The organism is Sulfuriferula sp. GW1, assembly GCF_047300855.1.
Taxonomy (GTDB): Bacteria; Pseudomonadota; Gammaproteobacteria; order Burkholderiales; family Sulfuriferulaceae; genus Sulfuriferula.
In genome coordinates this window covers 2,212,092-2,227,213 of record NZ_CP170197.1, presented here as the reverse complement: position 1 = coordinate 2,227,213, position 15,122 = coordinate 2,212,092, and the positions used below count along the sequence as shown (strand labels likewise).

The window sequence follows — 15,122 nt, the reverse complement described above, 5'->3', positions numbered from 1 at the left end:
CAGCGAACAAGAAAATCACGGAACGCTGCTTCCAATGCGCCCCAGATCAGAACCGAAGCTGCACTATGTAAGAGAGGCAAGTCTGCGGCGACTTCTTTTGCGGCTAAGTCTTCGACCTCCTGAACTTCCTTTACGACGTCTACTGGTTTGCGCAGTACCTCAGTAAGCCTAGCAGCGCCATTCATTGATCGAAGCGCTGAGCCCGTAACCCAAACGAGTTGAAGAATCTGCTCTCGCCTGTGCAAGAAAATGTTCTCGAACGGTTCATACTCGTATTCGGTAGGGCTTGAGGTATCGGAGATCATTGGATCATGGGGCCCAACGTAGAGCTAACCGGCGCTGCGCTGCTTCATGCGCAGCGTCCGAGTTGAGTGATGGGATGGACTCTCTCCGCTTTTTATTGCCATAGTAGGCATTACTGGTCTTCATGGGCATGGGGGTCAGTCATCAACGAAAGGAGTCCGACATGAATGCTACTACCGTTGCCGTTGACCTGGCAAAGAGTGTGTTTCAACTGGCCGTGGCTGATTCACAGTGGAAAGTGATCGAAACCCACCGCCTCACCCGCAGCCAGTTCGAACGCTGGTTCTTAAACCGCGATGTATCTCTCGTAGTGATGGAAGCCTGCGGCTCCGCCCATCACTGGGCCCGCGCTCTTTCCGGCCTGGGTATTGAGGTCAAACTCCTGCCCGCCAGCTACGTGCGCGCCTACGTCAAGCGCAACAAGACCGATGCCGCCGATGCAGCGGCCCTGCTCGAAGCCGCCCGCGCCGCCGACATTGCGCCGGTGCGGGTCAAATCGGTCGAGCAACAGGCCTTGCAGGGCCTGCATCGCACCCGCTCGCTGTGGATGAGCACCCGCACTTCCCGCATCAATGCCCTGCGCGGCTTCTGCCGGGAATTCGGCCTGGCCATTCCGCAGGGTTCGCGTACCGGGGTGGAAGCGATGGCTCGGCTGCTGGCCGATCCGGCCTCGGCCATTCCCGGCCTGATCCGCGGAACGATGAAACTGCTCATCGAAGAGATCCGTCTGCTCGAAGCCCGCATCGCGCAACTGGAGAAGGAACTGGCTGAACTGGCCAAACAGAGTCCGGCCTGCCAGCAATTGCTGACCGTGCCCGGCATCGGGCTGCTGACCGCTACCGCGATGGTCGCCGCCACCGGCGGCGAGGTGAATCACTACCGCGACGCCCGCCACTTTGCCAGCTGGTTCGGGCTCACGCCCAGGGAATACAGTTCAGGTTCCACCCGACGTCTGGGGCGCATCTCCAAGCGTGGCGACCGCTATCTCAGGATGCTGCTCACCCACGGGGCGCGCGCGGTGCTTAGAGCGGCGACGGTGGCCAGGCTGGCCAGTCGGCAGATCGACGGCCTGAAAGACTGGGCACTCAAGGTACAGGGACGAACCAACCACAACAAGGCCGCCTGTGCCCTGGCCAACAAGCTCGCGCGTATCTGTTATGCCGTACTGCGGGATCATGAACCCTACGGCAAGCTCAGTGTTCGAGAGGAGAACAAGAAGATGAACCGTACGGCGTATGCCGTGGCGGTTTAAGGCAGCAGGACACTCACCCTGCGTTTGCGAAGAGACTGATCGCCCATCATGGCTCAAACGATTGCCTCATCACGGACTGACGCCGGTAACCCTGCCGGCACCCAAGCTGCCGCTTGCAGCGATTGGCGCGCCGTGAGCAGATTCCATGTCGGCACGGGTCACACAGAACCCACACAAGATGCCGGATATACGACTGCACGCAATTCCGAACAGCCACAACTATCGATCAGGTTTCTTGCTTTTGGGGGGAGTCCATATACGCCGGGTTAGGTTGCACGGCATGGCTGCTCATAGAACCCAAAACCAAATTAACACCCCCACCCATGAAATGGCTGTATATATCTTGAGACCCGCGGCATGCCAGAAAGGTGCAGGCGCTTCAATTAAGAAAGCCGATGTGATTGTTCCTTCGAGCCGCTCTGCACCCCCAAAGAAAAGCACCCACGCTGCGAAGAGTGTTGCGGCACCAAATGCTAGAAGCTCCACCATTACGCGACGTCCTCTTCTTGCGACCTACAGTAATTAACCAGACCCGCCGTTCTGTATATTGATATTCGCAGAACACGTTGATTCGCAGTAACCAATTGATTCATAGTTGGTTCACCTAGGCTTCTAGTCCGCATATGCGTTAATAATACAGACAGATAACGTCAGTGTAATCTAGTTGCGAGGTGTGGCTGTTCGTGTTGCCTTTTGTTGCGGGGATGTTGGTGCTGGAAGAGGTAAGCAAAAGGCAAAAGGCAAAAGGCAAAAGGCAAAAGGCAAAAGGCAAAAGGCAAAAGGCAAAAGGCAAAAGGCAAAAGGCAAAAGGCAAAAGGCAAGAACCGGGGAGGTGACCGGTTTGACTTTTACCTGCTGCCTGGCCGCACTAAAGTTCGATCTGGGCGCCCAGTTCAATCACCCGGTTAGTGGGGATATTAAAAAAGGCAGTTGCGCTGCTGCCATTGCGGGCCATGTTGACGAACAATTTCTCGCGCCACAGGGCCATGCCCGGCACCTTGGTTGCGATGAGGGTTTCACGGCTAAGGAAGAAAGAAGTTTCCAGCATGTTGAACTCGAGTCCACCTATCTTGCACAGGGCGAGTGCTTGCGGAATGTCGGGATCATCCTTGAATCCATAATTGATCTTGATCCGGTAAAACTCATTTCCCAGTGGGGAAATTTCAACGCGTTCGCTGGCGGGCACCCATGGCACATCTTTGGTCCGGACGGTAAGCAGCACCACTTTTTCATGCAGCACTTTGTTGTGGGCAAGGTTATGCAGCAGGGCGTGAGGCACGCCTTCCGGGGTGGCGGTCAGGAATACCGCCGTCCCGGGGACACGTAGCGGCGGATGAGCAGCGATGCCAGCGAGGAAAGGTTCAAGCGCAATCGCATTGATATGCAGGCGTTCGAACAGGATTTCGCGCCCTCTTTTCCAGGTCGTCATCAACGTGAACAGGACGATGCCGACAGCCAGCGGGAACCAGCCGCCATGGACAATCTTCATGGCATTGGCGCTGAAAAACGCCAGGTCGACCGACAGGAAAAAGGTCATGCCAATCAGGGTGGCAGGCCAGCTCCATCGCCACAGACCGCGCACCACAACAAAGGCAAGAATGGTAGTCATTGCCATGGTGCCGGTGACGGCGATACCGTAGGCGGCAGCCAGTTTGCCGGATGTCTGGAAACCGAGAACCAGGGCGATGATGCCTGCCAGCATGGCCCAGTTCATGAATGGAATGTAGGTTTGGCCGATCTCCTTGGCCGAGGTGTGCAGGATTTCCATGCGCGGCAGGTAGCCCAGCTGGATGGCCTGGCGGGTGATGGAAAAAGCCCCGCTGATCACCGCCTGCGAGGCAATGACCGTGGCCACGGTGGCGAGGGCGACCATGGGTAACAGCCCCCATTCCGGTACCATTTTGTAGAACGGGTTTGCCGCGGCGCCGGCATCATGGATCATCAATGCGCCCTGGCCAAAATAATTGAGCAGCAGTGCAGGCAGAACAAATCCGAACCAGGCTGCGCGAATGGGGTGTTTGCCGAAATGCCCCATGTCGGCATACAGGGCCTCGGCACCCGTCAGCGCGAGCACCACGGCACCCAGCGCCAGGAATCCCTGCCATCGGTTTTCAATGAAAAAGTGCACGGCATACATCGGGTTGACAGCCTGTAGCACATCGGGAAACTGGATGATTTTGATCAGCCCGAGTCCGCCCAGAGTGGCGAACCAGATCATCATGATCGGGCCGAACAGCGCGCCGACGCTGGCTGTTCCCTTGCGTTGAATCAGGAACAGTCCGATCAGCACAGCAAGCGAAATGGGAATGACATACGGCTTGAACGCGGGGGTGGCGATTTCCAGTCCTTCGACGGCGGAGAGTACCGAGATCGCCGGGGTGATGATGCCATCGCCATAAAACAGGGCCGCCCCAAACAGGCCTAAAACCACGAGCAGCCAGCGCATGCGGGAATCCTTCGAAGTAACCCGCTGCATCAGGGCGATAAGCGCCATGATGCCGCCTTCGCCCTTGTTGTCTGCACGCATGATGAAGACGACATACTTGAGCGAGACCACGATCAGTAATGCCCAGAAAACCAGGGAGAGAATTCCAAGCACATTGTTGTGGCTGGGGATGACGCCGTGCGGCCCATTGAAAACCTGTTGCAATGCATACAGGGGGCTGGTGCCGATATCGCCATAAACGACGCCGATCGCGCCGATGGAAAGCGCGGTCAGCCCCTGCTTTTTCAAAGGGTCTGAGACGTTGGGCTGCTGCATGATTCTCGCAATCTGGATTTTACGTTGAGTGTGATTATCTGGTTTTTTCAGCGGGTGCAATATACACATGCAACGCCAAAGACGGAATGACAGGTAGCCGGCCAGTTAGGTTAACTGTTGCCTGCAGCGCGACACAGGTCGGGTATAGCCACGGACTCAGGAATTTACCACAAAACTCAAACACCAGTCTTCGTTCAGCATCTGGGTGATCACTTCAGCGGGGACCGGCCGGCTGAAATAATAGCCCTGCATCAGATCGCACTGGCGCGACCGCAGGAATACCATCTGTTCGTTGGTTTCCACGCCCTCGGCGATGGTTTTCATGCCGAGACTGCGCGCCATGGCGATAATGGCACTGACGATTGCCGCGTCGTTCGGGTCGGTGTGTATGTCGCGCACGAACGACTGGTCGATCTTGATGGCGCTAATCGGAAAGCGTTTCAGATAGCTTAAAGAGGAATAGCCGGTACCGAAGTCGTCGATGGAAATGGCAATGCCCAGAGCGTTTAATTCATGCAGCATGTTAATGGACGTCTGGATGTCCTGAATCAGCGTGCTTTCGGTGATTTCCAGTTCCAGCAAGTCAGGGGCCAGACCGGTTTGCGCCAGGATCCGGGTAATGGTTTGCGCCAGATTGTGCTGAGCGAATTGCCGTCCGGACAGATTGACCGCGATAGGCAGGGCAGGCCGGCCCGCCATCTGCCAGGCGTGGTTCTGGGTGCAGGCGGTGCGCAACACCCATTCGCCGATGGGAACGATCAGGCCGGTTTTCTCGGCCAGCGGAATAAACTCGGCCGGAGAAATCATGCCCAGTTCCGGATGTTGCCAGCGTAGCAACGCCTCCATCCCGCATACCTGGCCGGTGACGAGATCCAGTTGCGGCTGATAGTACAGTTGCAATTCCCCACGCTCCAGCGCGTGGTGCAACGCGTTGTCCAGTATCAGGTGTTGCAGCGCCTTGGCGTTCATCTCCGCGGTGTAAAACTGGTAAGCGTCGCCACCCATGTCCTTGCTGCGGTTCAATGCGATCGCGGCATTTTTCAGCAGGCCGCCCGGGGTGAGGTCGTCATGCGGATAGACGGCAATGCCGATGCTGGCGGTAAGGAATAATTCATGCTCCTTGATGTGGAAGGGCGCCTTGAAGCTGTGCAGGACTTTTTGCGTACAATCGTTTACGTCGTCGAGTTGCGCGAGGTCAGTGAAGATAAGGGCGAACTCGTCGCCACCAGGGCGGGCCAAGGTGTCATCGTCGCGTACATTTTCCTGCAGGCGTTTGGCGACCTCCTGCAGCAGGGTATTGCCTACCTCATGGCTGAGGGTCTCATTGATGGTTTTGAAGCGGTCGAGGTTGAGATACATCGCAGCCACCAACCGCTCGCGGCGCTGGGCTTCGAGGATCGCCACTTCCAGGCGGTCGGTGTAGAGGGCGCGGTTGGGCAGCCCGGTCAGGCTGTCGTGCGTTGCGAGGTGCAGCAACTGTGCCTCATGGAGCTTGCGCTCCGAAATGTCACGCATGATGGTGGAGAAAAAATCCACGCTGCCATCGGGGAGTTTGTGCGCGACAATGACTACAGAGACGGGAATTTCCTGTCCATTGCGACAGAGCAGCGCGCTTTCGCCACGCCACATGCCTTCGCGTATGGCAGTCGGGATGCCATGGCCGATCACTCTTTCCTCCGCCCACACCGGCAGATAGGCCTGCATATGGGTGGTGGAGAGGTCTTCGTCCAGGGCGATGCCGAGCATATTGCGCCCGGCCTGGTTCACAAAGCTAACCGTTCCATCCTGGCCGCAAACTCCAATAAAATCGATGGCGGAATTGATGATGGCCGCCAGTTGCGCACGGCCGCTCTCGGCCAGCTTGCGTTCGGTAATATCCCGCGTGATGGACAGCAGCGATGTGCTGCCATCGATTTCGCTGACCAGCGGGACTGCGTGGGTTTCCAGCCAGCGGCGATGGCCTTGGAGACCGATGATCTCGAATTCCAGTGAACCTTTATTACCCGCCAGTACGTTGCCGGTCAAATCCTTGAAAGCTTGACGGTACTCGGGCAAAAGCAGGGTCTCCAGTTTTTTTCCGAGCACTTGTTCGCTGGAATCCGCTTCGATCATCGCCAGTCCCGATGCATTCATGAATTGCAAACGGTGATCCGGGCCTATGATTTTGACGCATTCAGGCTCGGTGTCGATGATGGCACGCAGGCGCGATTCGCTTTCGCGCAACGCGTTTTCCGCTTTATGCAGAAGCTGTCGCTGCTCGGCTCGATCCAATATCGAACGTACACGGGTGGGAAGCAGGGCATAGTGCCGGGGAGTTTTGAGCACATAGTCATCCAGGCCCGCCTGCATCGCTTCCACGGCGACTTCTTCACTGCCGGTGCCGGTGAACATGACCACTGGACATTGCGGCAAGGCTGCCTTGATCAGGCGCAGAATGTTTAATCCGTCGGTCCAGCGCAAGTGATAATCGGTAATCACCAGCTCGAGATTGCCGGCTTTAATGCGCCGCATGAATCCGCCCATGTCCGTGACGAATTCGACCTGAATGCCGGGAAATTCAAGTTGCAAAGCACGCGTGGCCAGTGCGCGATCATCCGGGTTGTCATCGACCAGCAGGCATGTCAGGGGTAAAGGATGGGATTTTTTCATATCCATATCATTCCCCGATGGACGGGTTGATATCCGGTTTTTCATTGAGAATGAACCAGTACAGTCCGAGCGCCTTGATCATTTCCAGCAGGCTGTCGAATGCCACCGGCTTGACCAGGTAGGAATTGGCGCCGAGATCATAGGCAAGCCCCACATCCGTACTTTCCTTGGAGGAGGTCAACACCACTACCGGCAGGCGGCGCAAGCCGGGTTGCTCGCGCAGCCACGCCAGCACTTCAAGACCGGATTTGCGCGGCAGCTTCAGGTCCAGCAGCACCAGCGCGGGCAACGGGTAGCGATTGCGGTCGGCGTACTGGCCCTGGCCGGACAGGTAAGCGACTGCCGCTTCGCCGTCTTCCACCACCTGTAACGGATTGACCAGATTCGTCTTGTCCTTGGCGCGCCGGAACAGCATGATGTCATTGGAGTCGTCTTCCACCAGCAACAGCGTTGGCAGGGTTATATTCATCGTTTTCTCTCCTGTATCGGCAACTCTATCCAGAACCGGCTGCCTTGGCCATTTTGCGCTGTCACGCCCACGCGGCCGCCCATGCGCTCCATCCCCTTCTTCACGATGGCGAGCCCGATGCCGGTGCCCGGGTAAGACTCGATGCCGTGCAAACGCTCGAATACGCGAAAAATTCGCTCCTCATGTTCGGCGGGGATGCCGATGCCATTGTCTTCCACCCACAGGCGCACCCGGTTTTCCTGCGCTTCGGCCCATACCCGGATTTGAGGCGTCACCCCGGGTGCGACGAATTTGATGGCGTTGGATAACAGGTTGGCGATCACCTGTACCAGGGTCGGGCGATGCCCAAGCACGTCCGGCAGTGGCTCAACGACGGAAATGATGGCGTGATGTTCGGTGATCTGGGCTTGCAGCTGGGATGTGGCCTCGGCGACGATTTTGGACAAGCTGACCGGTTTCGGGCTGAGTTCGCTGCGGCTCAACTGGCTGTACGCCAGCAAATCCTGGATCAATATGTCCATGCGGCCTGCCGCGGCGACAATGCGCTGCGCGAAATCCTGACCCGCCGGGTCGAGCTGCGCTGCGTAGTCTTCCTGCAGCGCCTGAGTGAACCCCTGGATGGCGCGCAGCGGAGCACGCAGGTCATGCGAAACCGAGTAGCTGAATGCTTCCATCTCGCTCACCGAGGCTTGCAATTCTTCCGCGCGGTGCTGCAGTGCCACATTTAATTCGCGGATGCTTGCCTGTGAATATTGCAACTGGGCATTGGCTTTTTCAAGTTCCGCGGTTCGTTCGGCGACGCGACGCTCCAGATCGCCGTTGAGGGTGCCGATCTCCTGCTCGGCCCGTTTGCGCTCGGTGATGTCATAAGCGGTAGCGAGTCCAACCGGCGCACCTTCGAATTCAATGGAATCGGCAGTGACCTCCAGCCAGCGCTCCTCACCCTGCTTGGTGATAATTTTGAATTCGTAGCAGGCAGCGCCGCTTGTGCTTTGCTGGCGTGCCAAAGAGCGCTCTTTGACTATCTCCACGTACTCGGGCGCCACTAGTTGCCACAAATTCATGGTCAGCAGTTCTTCGCGCGTATAACCGCTGTAGGCGATCGCCTTGGGGTTGACGAAACACAGGCGCCCGCCGCGGTGAAGGAAGATGGCGGTAGCGATGGTTTCGGTGAGCATGCGGAAATTTCTTTCGCGCTCGCGCAAGGTGCTGTTGGCACGCTCGACCGCAGCATGCTCGCGGCGTAACAGCAGGAACAGCACCAGAGCGGTGATCAGAACGAAAGACAATCCGCCCAGGAGTTCCAGTTGCTCGACGAGGCGGGTGTCGACGAACAGTTGCTGCAGGAGGTAATCCGACAAAAAAATCCATAGGGCGGAAAGCAGCAAGTACAGCAGCGCGATGCGAAGCGGTCTGGATATCATCGCGTCAAGCTCCTTCGGCGTGCCGTCTACTCAGAGGACAACGCGGGGAAGCGGATAGTGGTGTGGTTTTTCTCTCATATTTCTCCCCCGGATGACAAATACGGAAAATAACCCCACTGGGTTTTTCCAAGGCTTTGAATTTAAATATACTTCATTCCGGCTATCGGCGATAGCGCCGACGTCAGTGCTGCAGTGTTCCGTAGAGTTTGGCGTAGAGCCCGCCCCCGCGTATTAGCTCGGCGTGCGCACCTTCCTCGATGATCTGGCCGCCGTCGAACACGTAAACGCGGTCGGCCTGCTTCACCGCGGACAGGCGATGGGCAATGATGAGAGTGGTGCGATCCTTCAGAAAATCATGCAGCGCCGCGTGCAGCCGGGCTTCGGTAGCGGCATCCAGTGCGGAGGTGGCTTCGTCGAGGATCACCACCCTGGGGTCGGCAAGGATCATGCGTGCGATGGCCAGGCGCTGGCGTTGTCCGCCGGACAGGCGCACGCCCTGGCGACCGACGAGGGTATCCAGCCCGCCGGGCATGGCTTGCACGGTGTCGGCCAGTTGCGCTACGGTCAGCGCGCGCCACAGTGCCATTTCATCCATATCGCGGCCCAGGGTCAGATTCATGCGCACGCTGTCGTTGAACAGCGCCGGGTGTTGCAGCACGCTGGCGACATTCTCGCGCACCACGTCGAGGCCGATTTCAGTGGTGGGCACGCCATCGAACAGCACGCTGCCGGACTGCGGCTGGTACAGGCCGAGGATGATCTGCACCAGCGTGGATTTGCCACCGCCGGAAGCGCCCACCAGCGCAACTTTTTCGCCCGCCTGGATGGTGAGGCTGACGCCGTTCAGTACCGGGTTTTCGGCGTAGCGAAAGTGCACGTCGCGCACTTCCACGCCGACCGTGTGCCGGCCGGCGAATGGGTTGGCGAGGTGCGGATACTGCGGCTCGTCCTTCAGCGCGAGCAGGTGGTTGATGCGCGTCAGCGCCGCCCGGGCGCCGAACCAGGCGTACTGGATGCCGAGGATGTCCTGCACCGGCCCCATCATGAACCACAGGTAGCCGAACACCGCCATCATCTCGCCGATGCTCAGGTTGGAGTAAACCACCATCAGCATGCTTACGCCGCGAAAGATATCGAAGCCGAACAGGAACACCAGAAACGACGCCCGGCTCGCCGCATCGCTTTTCCACGAGAACGCGGCGGCGTGAGTGCGGATGTCTCGCGCCCGTTCGGCCACCCTGGCAATATAGTGGCGCTCGCGGTTGAGGGCGCGGATCTGCTGGATCGCGTCGAGGGTTTCGGTGAGGGATTGCTGGAACAGCTCGAAGGCGCTGTTCTCACGACGCTTGAGGTCTTTCACTTTCTTGCCCAGCACCATGGTGAAGTAGATCACCAGCGGATTGAGCAGCAGGATGAACAGTGCCAGCTGCCAGTGCATCCACAGCAGCACCGCCGTCATGCCGAGCAGCGAAAGCGCGGCCACCACGAACTTGGCCACGGTGGCGCCGATGAAATCGTCCACGGCGTTCAGGTCGGTGACAAAATGCGACGCCACCGTGCCGCTGCCCAGGGTTTCGTATTCGGACAGGGCGATGCGCGACAGCCGTGCCAGCATCTGGCGGCGCAGGCGGTAGGCCACGTCCTTGGCGATCAGGGTGAACTCGCGGCTCTGCCATACGCCTGCCAGCATGGCGCTCAACCGCAACATCAGCGTGGCGACGAGCACGGCGCCGATATACAGCAGCGGCCCATGCCAGGCGGCGGGAAAGCGCTGGTCGATGAAGTGGGTCAGTGCGCCCGGCTTGTGCAACAAGACCTGATCCACCAGCAACGGCAGCAACAGCGGAATCGGCACGCTGGCAGCAGCCGCAAACAGTGCGACCAGATGGGCGACCAGCAGCGCGCGTTTGTGCTCGCGGGCGATGCCGAGCACGTAAGACCAGGTATAGGTTGGCGGAGCGGTCACGTGTGATCCCGGTTTTATCCGGTCTGCAAAACCAGCCACCCGGCCGCGACGCCGAGCAGAATGGCAAGCATGCCCACGGCAGTTTTGCGCGCCAGCAGCTTGCCGCCGATGAACAGTATCAGTCCGGATTTGAATGCCATATTGGCGATGAAGGCCAGCGTCACCGCCGTCACCACCTGATTCTGCGCCAGCTTGCCCAGCCCGAACAGGCGCAGGCTGGACAGGGTGATCGGATCCACATCAGTGAGGCCAGACGCCAGCGCCACGGCGTACAGGCCCTGGCTGCCGGCGTAATCGGAAAGCCAGGCGGCGGCGAACAGTACCGCCGCGTAGAGCAGGCCGAAGCCCAGCGCGGTGCGTATTTCGGTGGGGTTGTTGAGTTCCAGAGCAGGCAGCTCGCCATCGCTGCGCAAGCCTCGCCACAACAGCGCCGTGCCCAGCAGACCCGCAATCAGTCCACCGCCCAGCACCGGCAACAGCGCGGGTAGCAGCCGTGGCGACACCACCGCAGCGATCACCCCCAGCCGTATCAGCACCATCAGATTGGCGAGCAGAATGACCACCACGGCGACCGGGATCAGCGCTGCATTGCCGCGCGCGTGGCGGGAGAACACCAGCGTGGTGGCGGTGCTCGACACCAGCCCGCCGAGCAGGCCCATCAGGGGTGCGCCGTGGCGCTGTCCGGCGATGCGCAGCGCGGCGTAGCCGGCCAGGCTGACGCCGGAAATCAGCACCACCATCCACCATATTTGATACGGGTTGAGTGCACGGTAGGGGCCGTAATCCTGGTTCGGCAGCAGCGGCAGAATCACCAGCGACAGTACCGCGAACTGCAGGAATGAAATCAGGTCGCGCCGTGTCAGGCTGCGCGTGATGCCGTGCAGTTCGGCCTTGAAGTAGAGCAGCACGGTAGAGACGATGGCGAGCATCACCGCGAGCTGGTGGTAGCCGTACCACACCATCGCGCCCAGTCCGTAACACAGGACGATGGCCGCCACCGTGGTGGTGCCGGGGTCGTCGCCCAGATCCGGCGCGCGCGCATAGGCTGCCACCATCATGCCGCCCACCACCAGCAGGCCGCCGGCCAGCACCCAGGCAGTGCCGGTTTGCTCCGACAATAAAGCTGCCAGCGTACCGAACAGCGCCACCAGGGTGAAGGTGCGCAGCCCGGCCTTGGCGGTGGGGGTGCGCTCGCGTTCCAGGCCGATCAGCATGCCGATGGCAAGGCTGATGGCGAACGCGGGCAGGTGTTCCAGGCCGCCGCTGGTAATGAATTCTGTGTTGATTCAGGTCTCCTCGGCCCAGTGCTCCAGCTTCAATTGTAGGCTGGCCGAGCCATTGTAGACGTTCATTTCTGGCCGGTACACGGCATGAATGCGCTCCGGCAGCGGCTGGTCGCGAAAAAACAGGATGCTCTCGAACTGTTGTCCTGCCATCTGCAGGCGCAGTTTCAGGTGTTTATCACCCACCACACGCTGCTGCACGACGCGGAACACGCCGCTGAAGCTTGGCGCAGCAAAGCCTTGCCCCCACACCTGCCCATCCAGCGCCTGTGCGAGCTCGAGATTCAAGGATTCCGGTGGCAGTTCGCCGTCGGTTTCGATCACCTTGGCGAGGTCGCCGGGCGACAACAATCCTTGTACAGTTTGTTCGAACAGTGCGGCAAATCGCTCGAAATCGGCTGCGCGGATGGACAGCCCGGCCGCTGCGGCATGGCCGCCGAATTTGAGGATCAGCTCGGGCGCGCGTTTGGAGACGATGTCCAGCGCATCGCGCAAATGCAGCGCGCCAATCGAGCGGCCGGAGCCTTTGATCTCGCCATCATTGCCGCGCGCGAAGCACACGGCAGGGCGGTGGAATTTGTCCTTGAGGCGCGATGCCAGAATGCCGATTACACCCTGATGCCACTCCGGGTCGAACAGCGCCAGGCTGTAGCTGTCGGCGGTTTCAATGGCGTCGAGCGAGGCCAGCGCGGTTTCCTGCATGTCGGCCTCGATGCTGCGGCGCTCGGCGTTGAGTGCGTGCAGGCGCCGGGCGATGGCGAGCGCCGCGGCGTCGTCATCGGTGAGCAGGCAGGCGATGCCCAGCGACATGTCCTCCAGGCGTCCGGCAGCATTCAGGCGTGGCCCGACCATGAAACCGAGATCGAATGCCGATGCCCGCGCCGGGTCACGCGCGGCGGCCTGAAATAATGCGCGGATTCCTGCACACGCCCGTCCGGCGCGCATGCGACGCAAACCCTGCTCGACCAGGATGCGGTTGTTGGCGTCCAGCCGTACCACGTCGGCTACCGTGCCCAGTGCCACGATATCGAGCAGTTGCGCCAGATTGGGTGCGGTGTCAGCGCTGAAAATGCCGCGCGTGCGCAATTCGGCGCGCAGCGCCAGCAATACGTAAAACATCACCCCCACCCCGGCCAGATTCTTGCTGGGGAAAGGGCAACCCGGCTGGTTGGGGTTGACGATCAGCGCTTCGGGCAATTCATCGCCGGGCAGGTGGTGATCGGTGACCAGCACTTCGATGCCCAGCCGTTTCGCCTCGGCCACGCCGGCCACGCTGGCGATGCCGTTGTCCACGGTGACGATCAGGTCAGGACGGCGCTCAGCTGCCAGACGCACGATTTCCGGGGTGAGGCCATAGCCGTACTCAAACCGGTTCGGCACCAGATAATCCGCGCTGCCGCCCAGCAGCGCCAGGCCGCGCAGCGCCACCGCGCAGGCCGTGGCGCCGTCGGCGTCATAATCCGCCACTACCAGGATGCGTTCCTGGCGGGCGAGGGCATCTGCCAGCCGCTGTGCCGCGGCGTGGATGTTTTTTAGTGAATCGAAAGGTATCAGCCCGGCGAGCCGGGTTTCCAGTTGCGCTGGCTGGGCAATGCCGCGCGCCGCATAAATACGCGCGAGCACCGGGTGCAGACCGGAGGCAGTGAGTGAGTGGGCGACGGATTCGGGATAAGGGCGGGCGGTAATTTTGACCATGACCGCAGTTTACCTATAAGCCTCGAAAAAGCGATTAACCCGGAGAAAAAATGCACCTGAAAAAGCAGTTGAAGCCACAGAGAACACCGAGGACTCAGAGTAAAAAATATAGGCGGCTTTTCACGATTCACGCTTCAGGAGAAAAACAATTCCTCTTAAAACTTGTGGCACTCCGTGGCCAAAGCCGTTATCTGCTTAACGCTTACTCGACGATGCGAACATCTTTTACGAAATATTCGGTATCGGCGAAGCAGGTGGACGGCACACCGATGTGCTGGTCATAAGTCAGGCTTACGCGCTTGCCCAGGCTCTTGTTTATTTGGGCGGCCACGGCACCATCAGGCACCGTGAAATAGAATTTTTCGCTCAGCGTTCCCGGCATGTTGACCATCGCCAGCTCACCTTCCCAGGTTTTGCACAGCCATCCCTTTTTGGAAAACTTCTGCACATAACCGGCACGTTCGCCGGACGAATACGACCAGTTGAGCACCACCCATGTATAGGCGGCAAACAGCGCCAGCGGTACGATGATCAAGCCTGCGACCCACGGCCACACGCGCCGTTGTCTGGATGGTTGCATCATTATTCTCCCCGAATTGTCTGCATCATTTTAACGCGATTGAGCCGTTATAATCGCGCTTTGTTTTGGGAGCTGTCATGTTGACTACTATTGATTTGATCCGGCACGGCGAGCCAGTGGGCGGGCGCAAATACCGCGGCCAGACCGACGACCCGCTGTCGGAAAAAGGCTGGGCGCAGATGTGGAAAGCCGTGGGGGATTATGCGCAATGGCAACGCATCATCACCTCACCGCTCAGCCGCTGTCAGGCGTTTGCCGAGGCACTGGCGGAAAAGCGCGGTATCCCGGTCAGCGTGGAAGCACGTTTCAAGGAGGTGACCTTTGGTGTCTGGGAAGGTCAGACCTCTGCACAACTCACCGCCCATCATCCCGACCTGCTGTTCGACTTCCGGTGCGACCCGGTAGCGCAGCGTCCGGCAGGCGCGGAGTTGCTGGCGGATTTTCATGCCCGTGTGATGGCTGGCTGGCAAGCCATGCTCGATGCGCATTCCGGTGAGCACCTGCTGGTGGTATGCCATGCTGGCGTGATCCGCATGTTGCTGTCCGGGACGCTGGGCATGCCTGCGCACAATGCTTACCGTATCCAGGTGGGGAGTGCCGCAGTGTCTCGCATCGAGGTGGAAGAAAGACACGGGAAAAGGCTGCCCACGCTGCTATTCCATGATGGTGTTTTAGCGTCGCATGCCCAATCTGGATGAAGCGCACCTGTCTCAGCAGAAATTGTTTATGCACCGAATGGA

The 15,122-nt window shown here is 59.4% G+C and carries 10 protein-coding genes; 2 read left to right on the top strand and 8 right to left on the bottom strand.

Features of this window, described 5'->3' with window-relative positions:
- Positions 1-466 precede the first annotated feature (466 nt).
- Complete coding sequence (locus ACFDAU_RS10855; RefSeq protein WP_413436704.1) at positions 467-1,555, top strand: IS110 family transposase; 1,089 nt, start codon at positions 467-469, stop codon at positions 1,553-1,555.
- Positions 1,556-2,423: 868 nt separating this feature from the next.
- Here the strand turns inward: ACFDAU_RS10855 and ACFDAU_RS10850 are convergent.
- The 8 genes from ACFDAU_RS10850 to ACFDAU_RS10815 all read right to left on the bottom strand — a co-directional run bounded on the left by ACFDAU_RS10850 (position 2,424) and on the right by ACFDAU_RS10815 (position 14,382).
- Complete coding sequence (locus ACFDAU_RS10850) at positions 2,424-4,316, bottom strand: potassium transporter Kup (protein ID WP_413436945.1); 1,893 nt, start codon at positions 4,314-4,316, stop codon at positions 2,424-2,426.
- A gap of 156 nt (positions 4,317-4,472) precedes the next feature.
- On the bottom strand, positions 4,473-6,965 hold the full coding sequence (locus ACFDAU_RS10845) for an EAL domain-containing protein (RefSeq protein ID WP_413436944.1): 2,493 nt from the start codon (positions 6,963-6,965) through the stop codon (positions 4,473-4,475).
- A gap of 7 nt (positions 6,966-6,972) precedes the next feature.
- Positions 6,973-7,434, bottom strand: coding sequence for a response regulator (locus tag ACFDAU_RS10840; RefSeq protein WP_413436943.1), 462 nt, complete (start codon positions 7,432-7,434; stop codon positions 6,973-6,975).
- A complete protein-coding gene (locus ACFDAU_RS10835; RefSeq protein WP_413436942.1) occupies positions 7,431-8,858 on the bottom strand; it encodes a sensor histidine kinase in 1,428 nt (475 codons plus the stop codon). The genes ACFDAU_RS10840 and ACFDAU_RS10835 overlap by 4 nt, the downstream gene beginning before the upstream one ends.
- A gap of 181 nt (positions 8,859-9,039) precedes the next feature.
- Positions 9,040-10,824 (bottom strand): ABC transporter ATP-binding protein, encoded by a 1,785-nt coding sequence (locus ACFDAU_RS10830; protein ID WP_413436941.1) that lies wholly within the window; start codon positions 10,822-10,824, stop codon positions 9,040-9,042.
- A 14-nt stretch (positions 10,825-10,838) separates the two neighbouring features.
- On the bottom strand, positions 10,839-12,056 hold the full coding sequence (locus ACFDAU_RS10825) for an MgtC/SapB family protein (RefSeq protein WP_413439540.1): 1,218 nt from the start codon (positions 12,054-12,056) through the stop codon (positions 10,839-10,841).
- Between the two features lie 54 nt (positions 12,057-12,110).
- Complete coding sequence (gene recJ, locus ACFDAU_RS10820) at positions 12,111-13,802, bottom strand: single-stranded-DNA-specific exonuclease RecJ (RefSeq protein ID WP_413436940.1); 1,692 nt, start codon at positions 13,800-13,802, stop codon at positions 12,111-12,113.
- Between the two features lie 202 nt (positions 13,803-14,004).
- Positions 14,005-14,382, bottom strand: a complete 378-nt coding sequence (locus tag ACFDAU_RS10815) for a hypothetical protein (RefSeq protein WP_413439539.1) — start codon at positions 14,380-14,382, stop codon at positions 14,005-14,007.
- Between the two features lie 77 nt (positions 14,383-14,459).
- Between ACFDAU_RS10815 and ACFDAU_RS10810 the strand changes: the two genes are divergently transcribed.
- Positions 14,460-15,080: a histidine phosphatase family protein gene (locus tag ACFDAU_RS10810; protein WP_413436939.1), complete on the top strand. Its 621-nt coding sequence runs from the start codon at positions 14,460-14,462 to the stop codon at positions 15,078-15,080.
- The last annotated feature ends 42 nt before the right edge of the window (positions 15,081-15,122 follow it).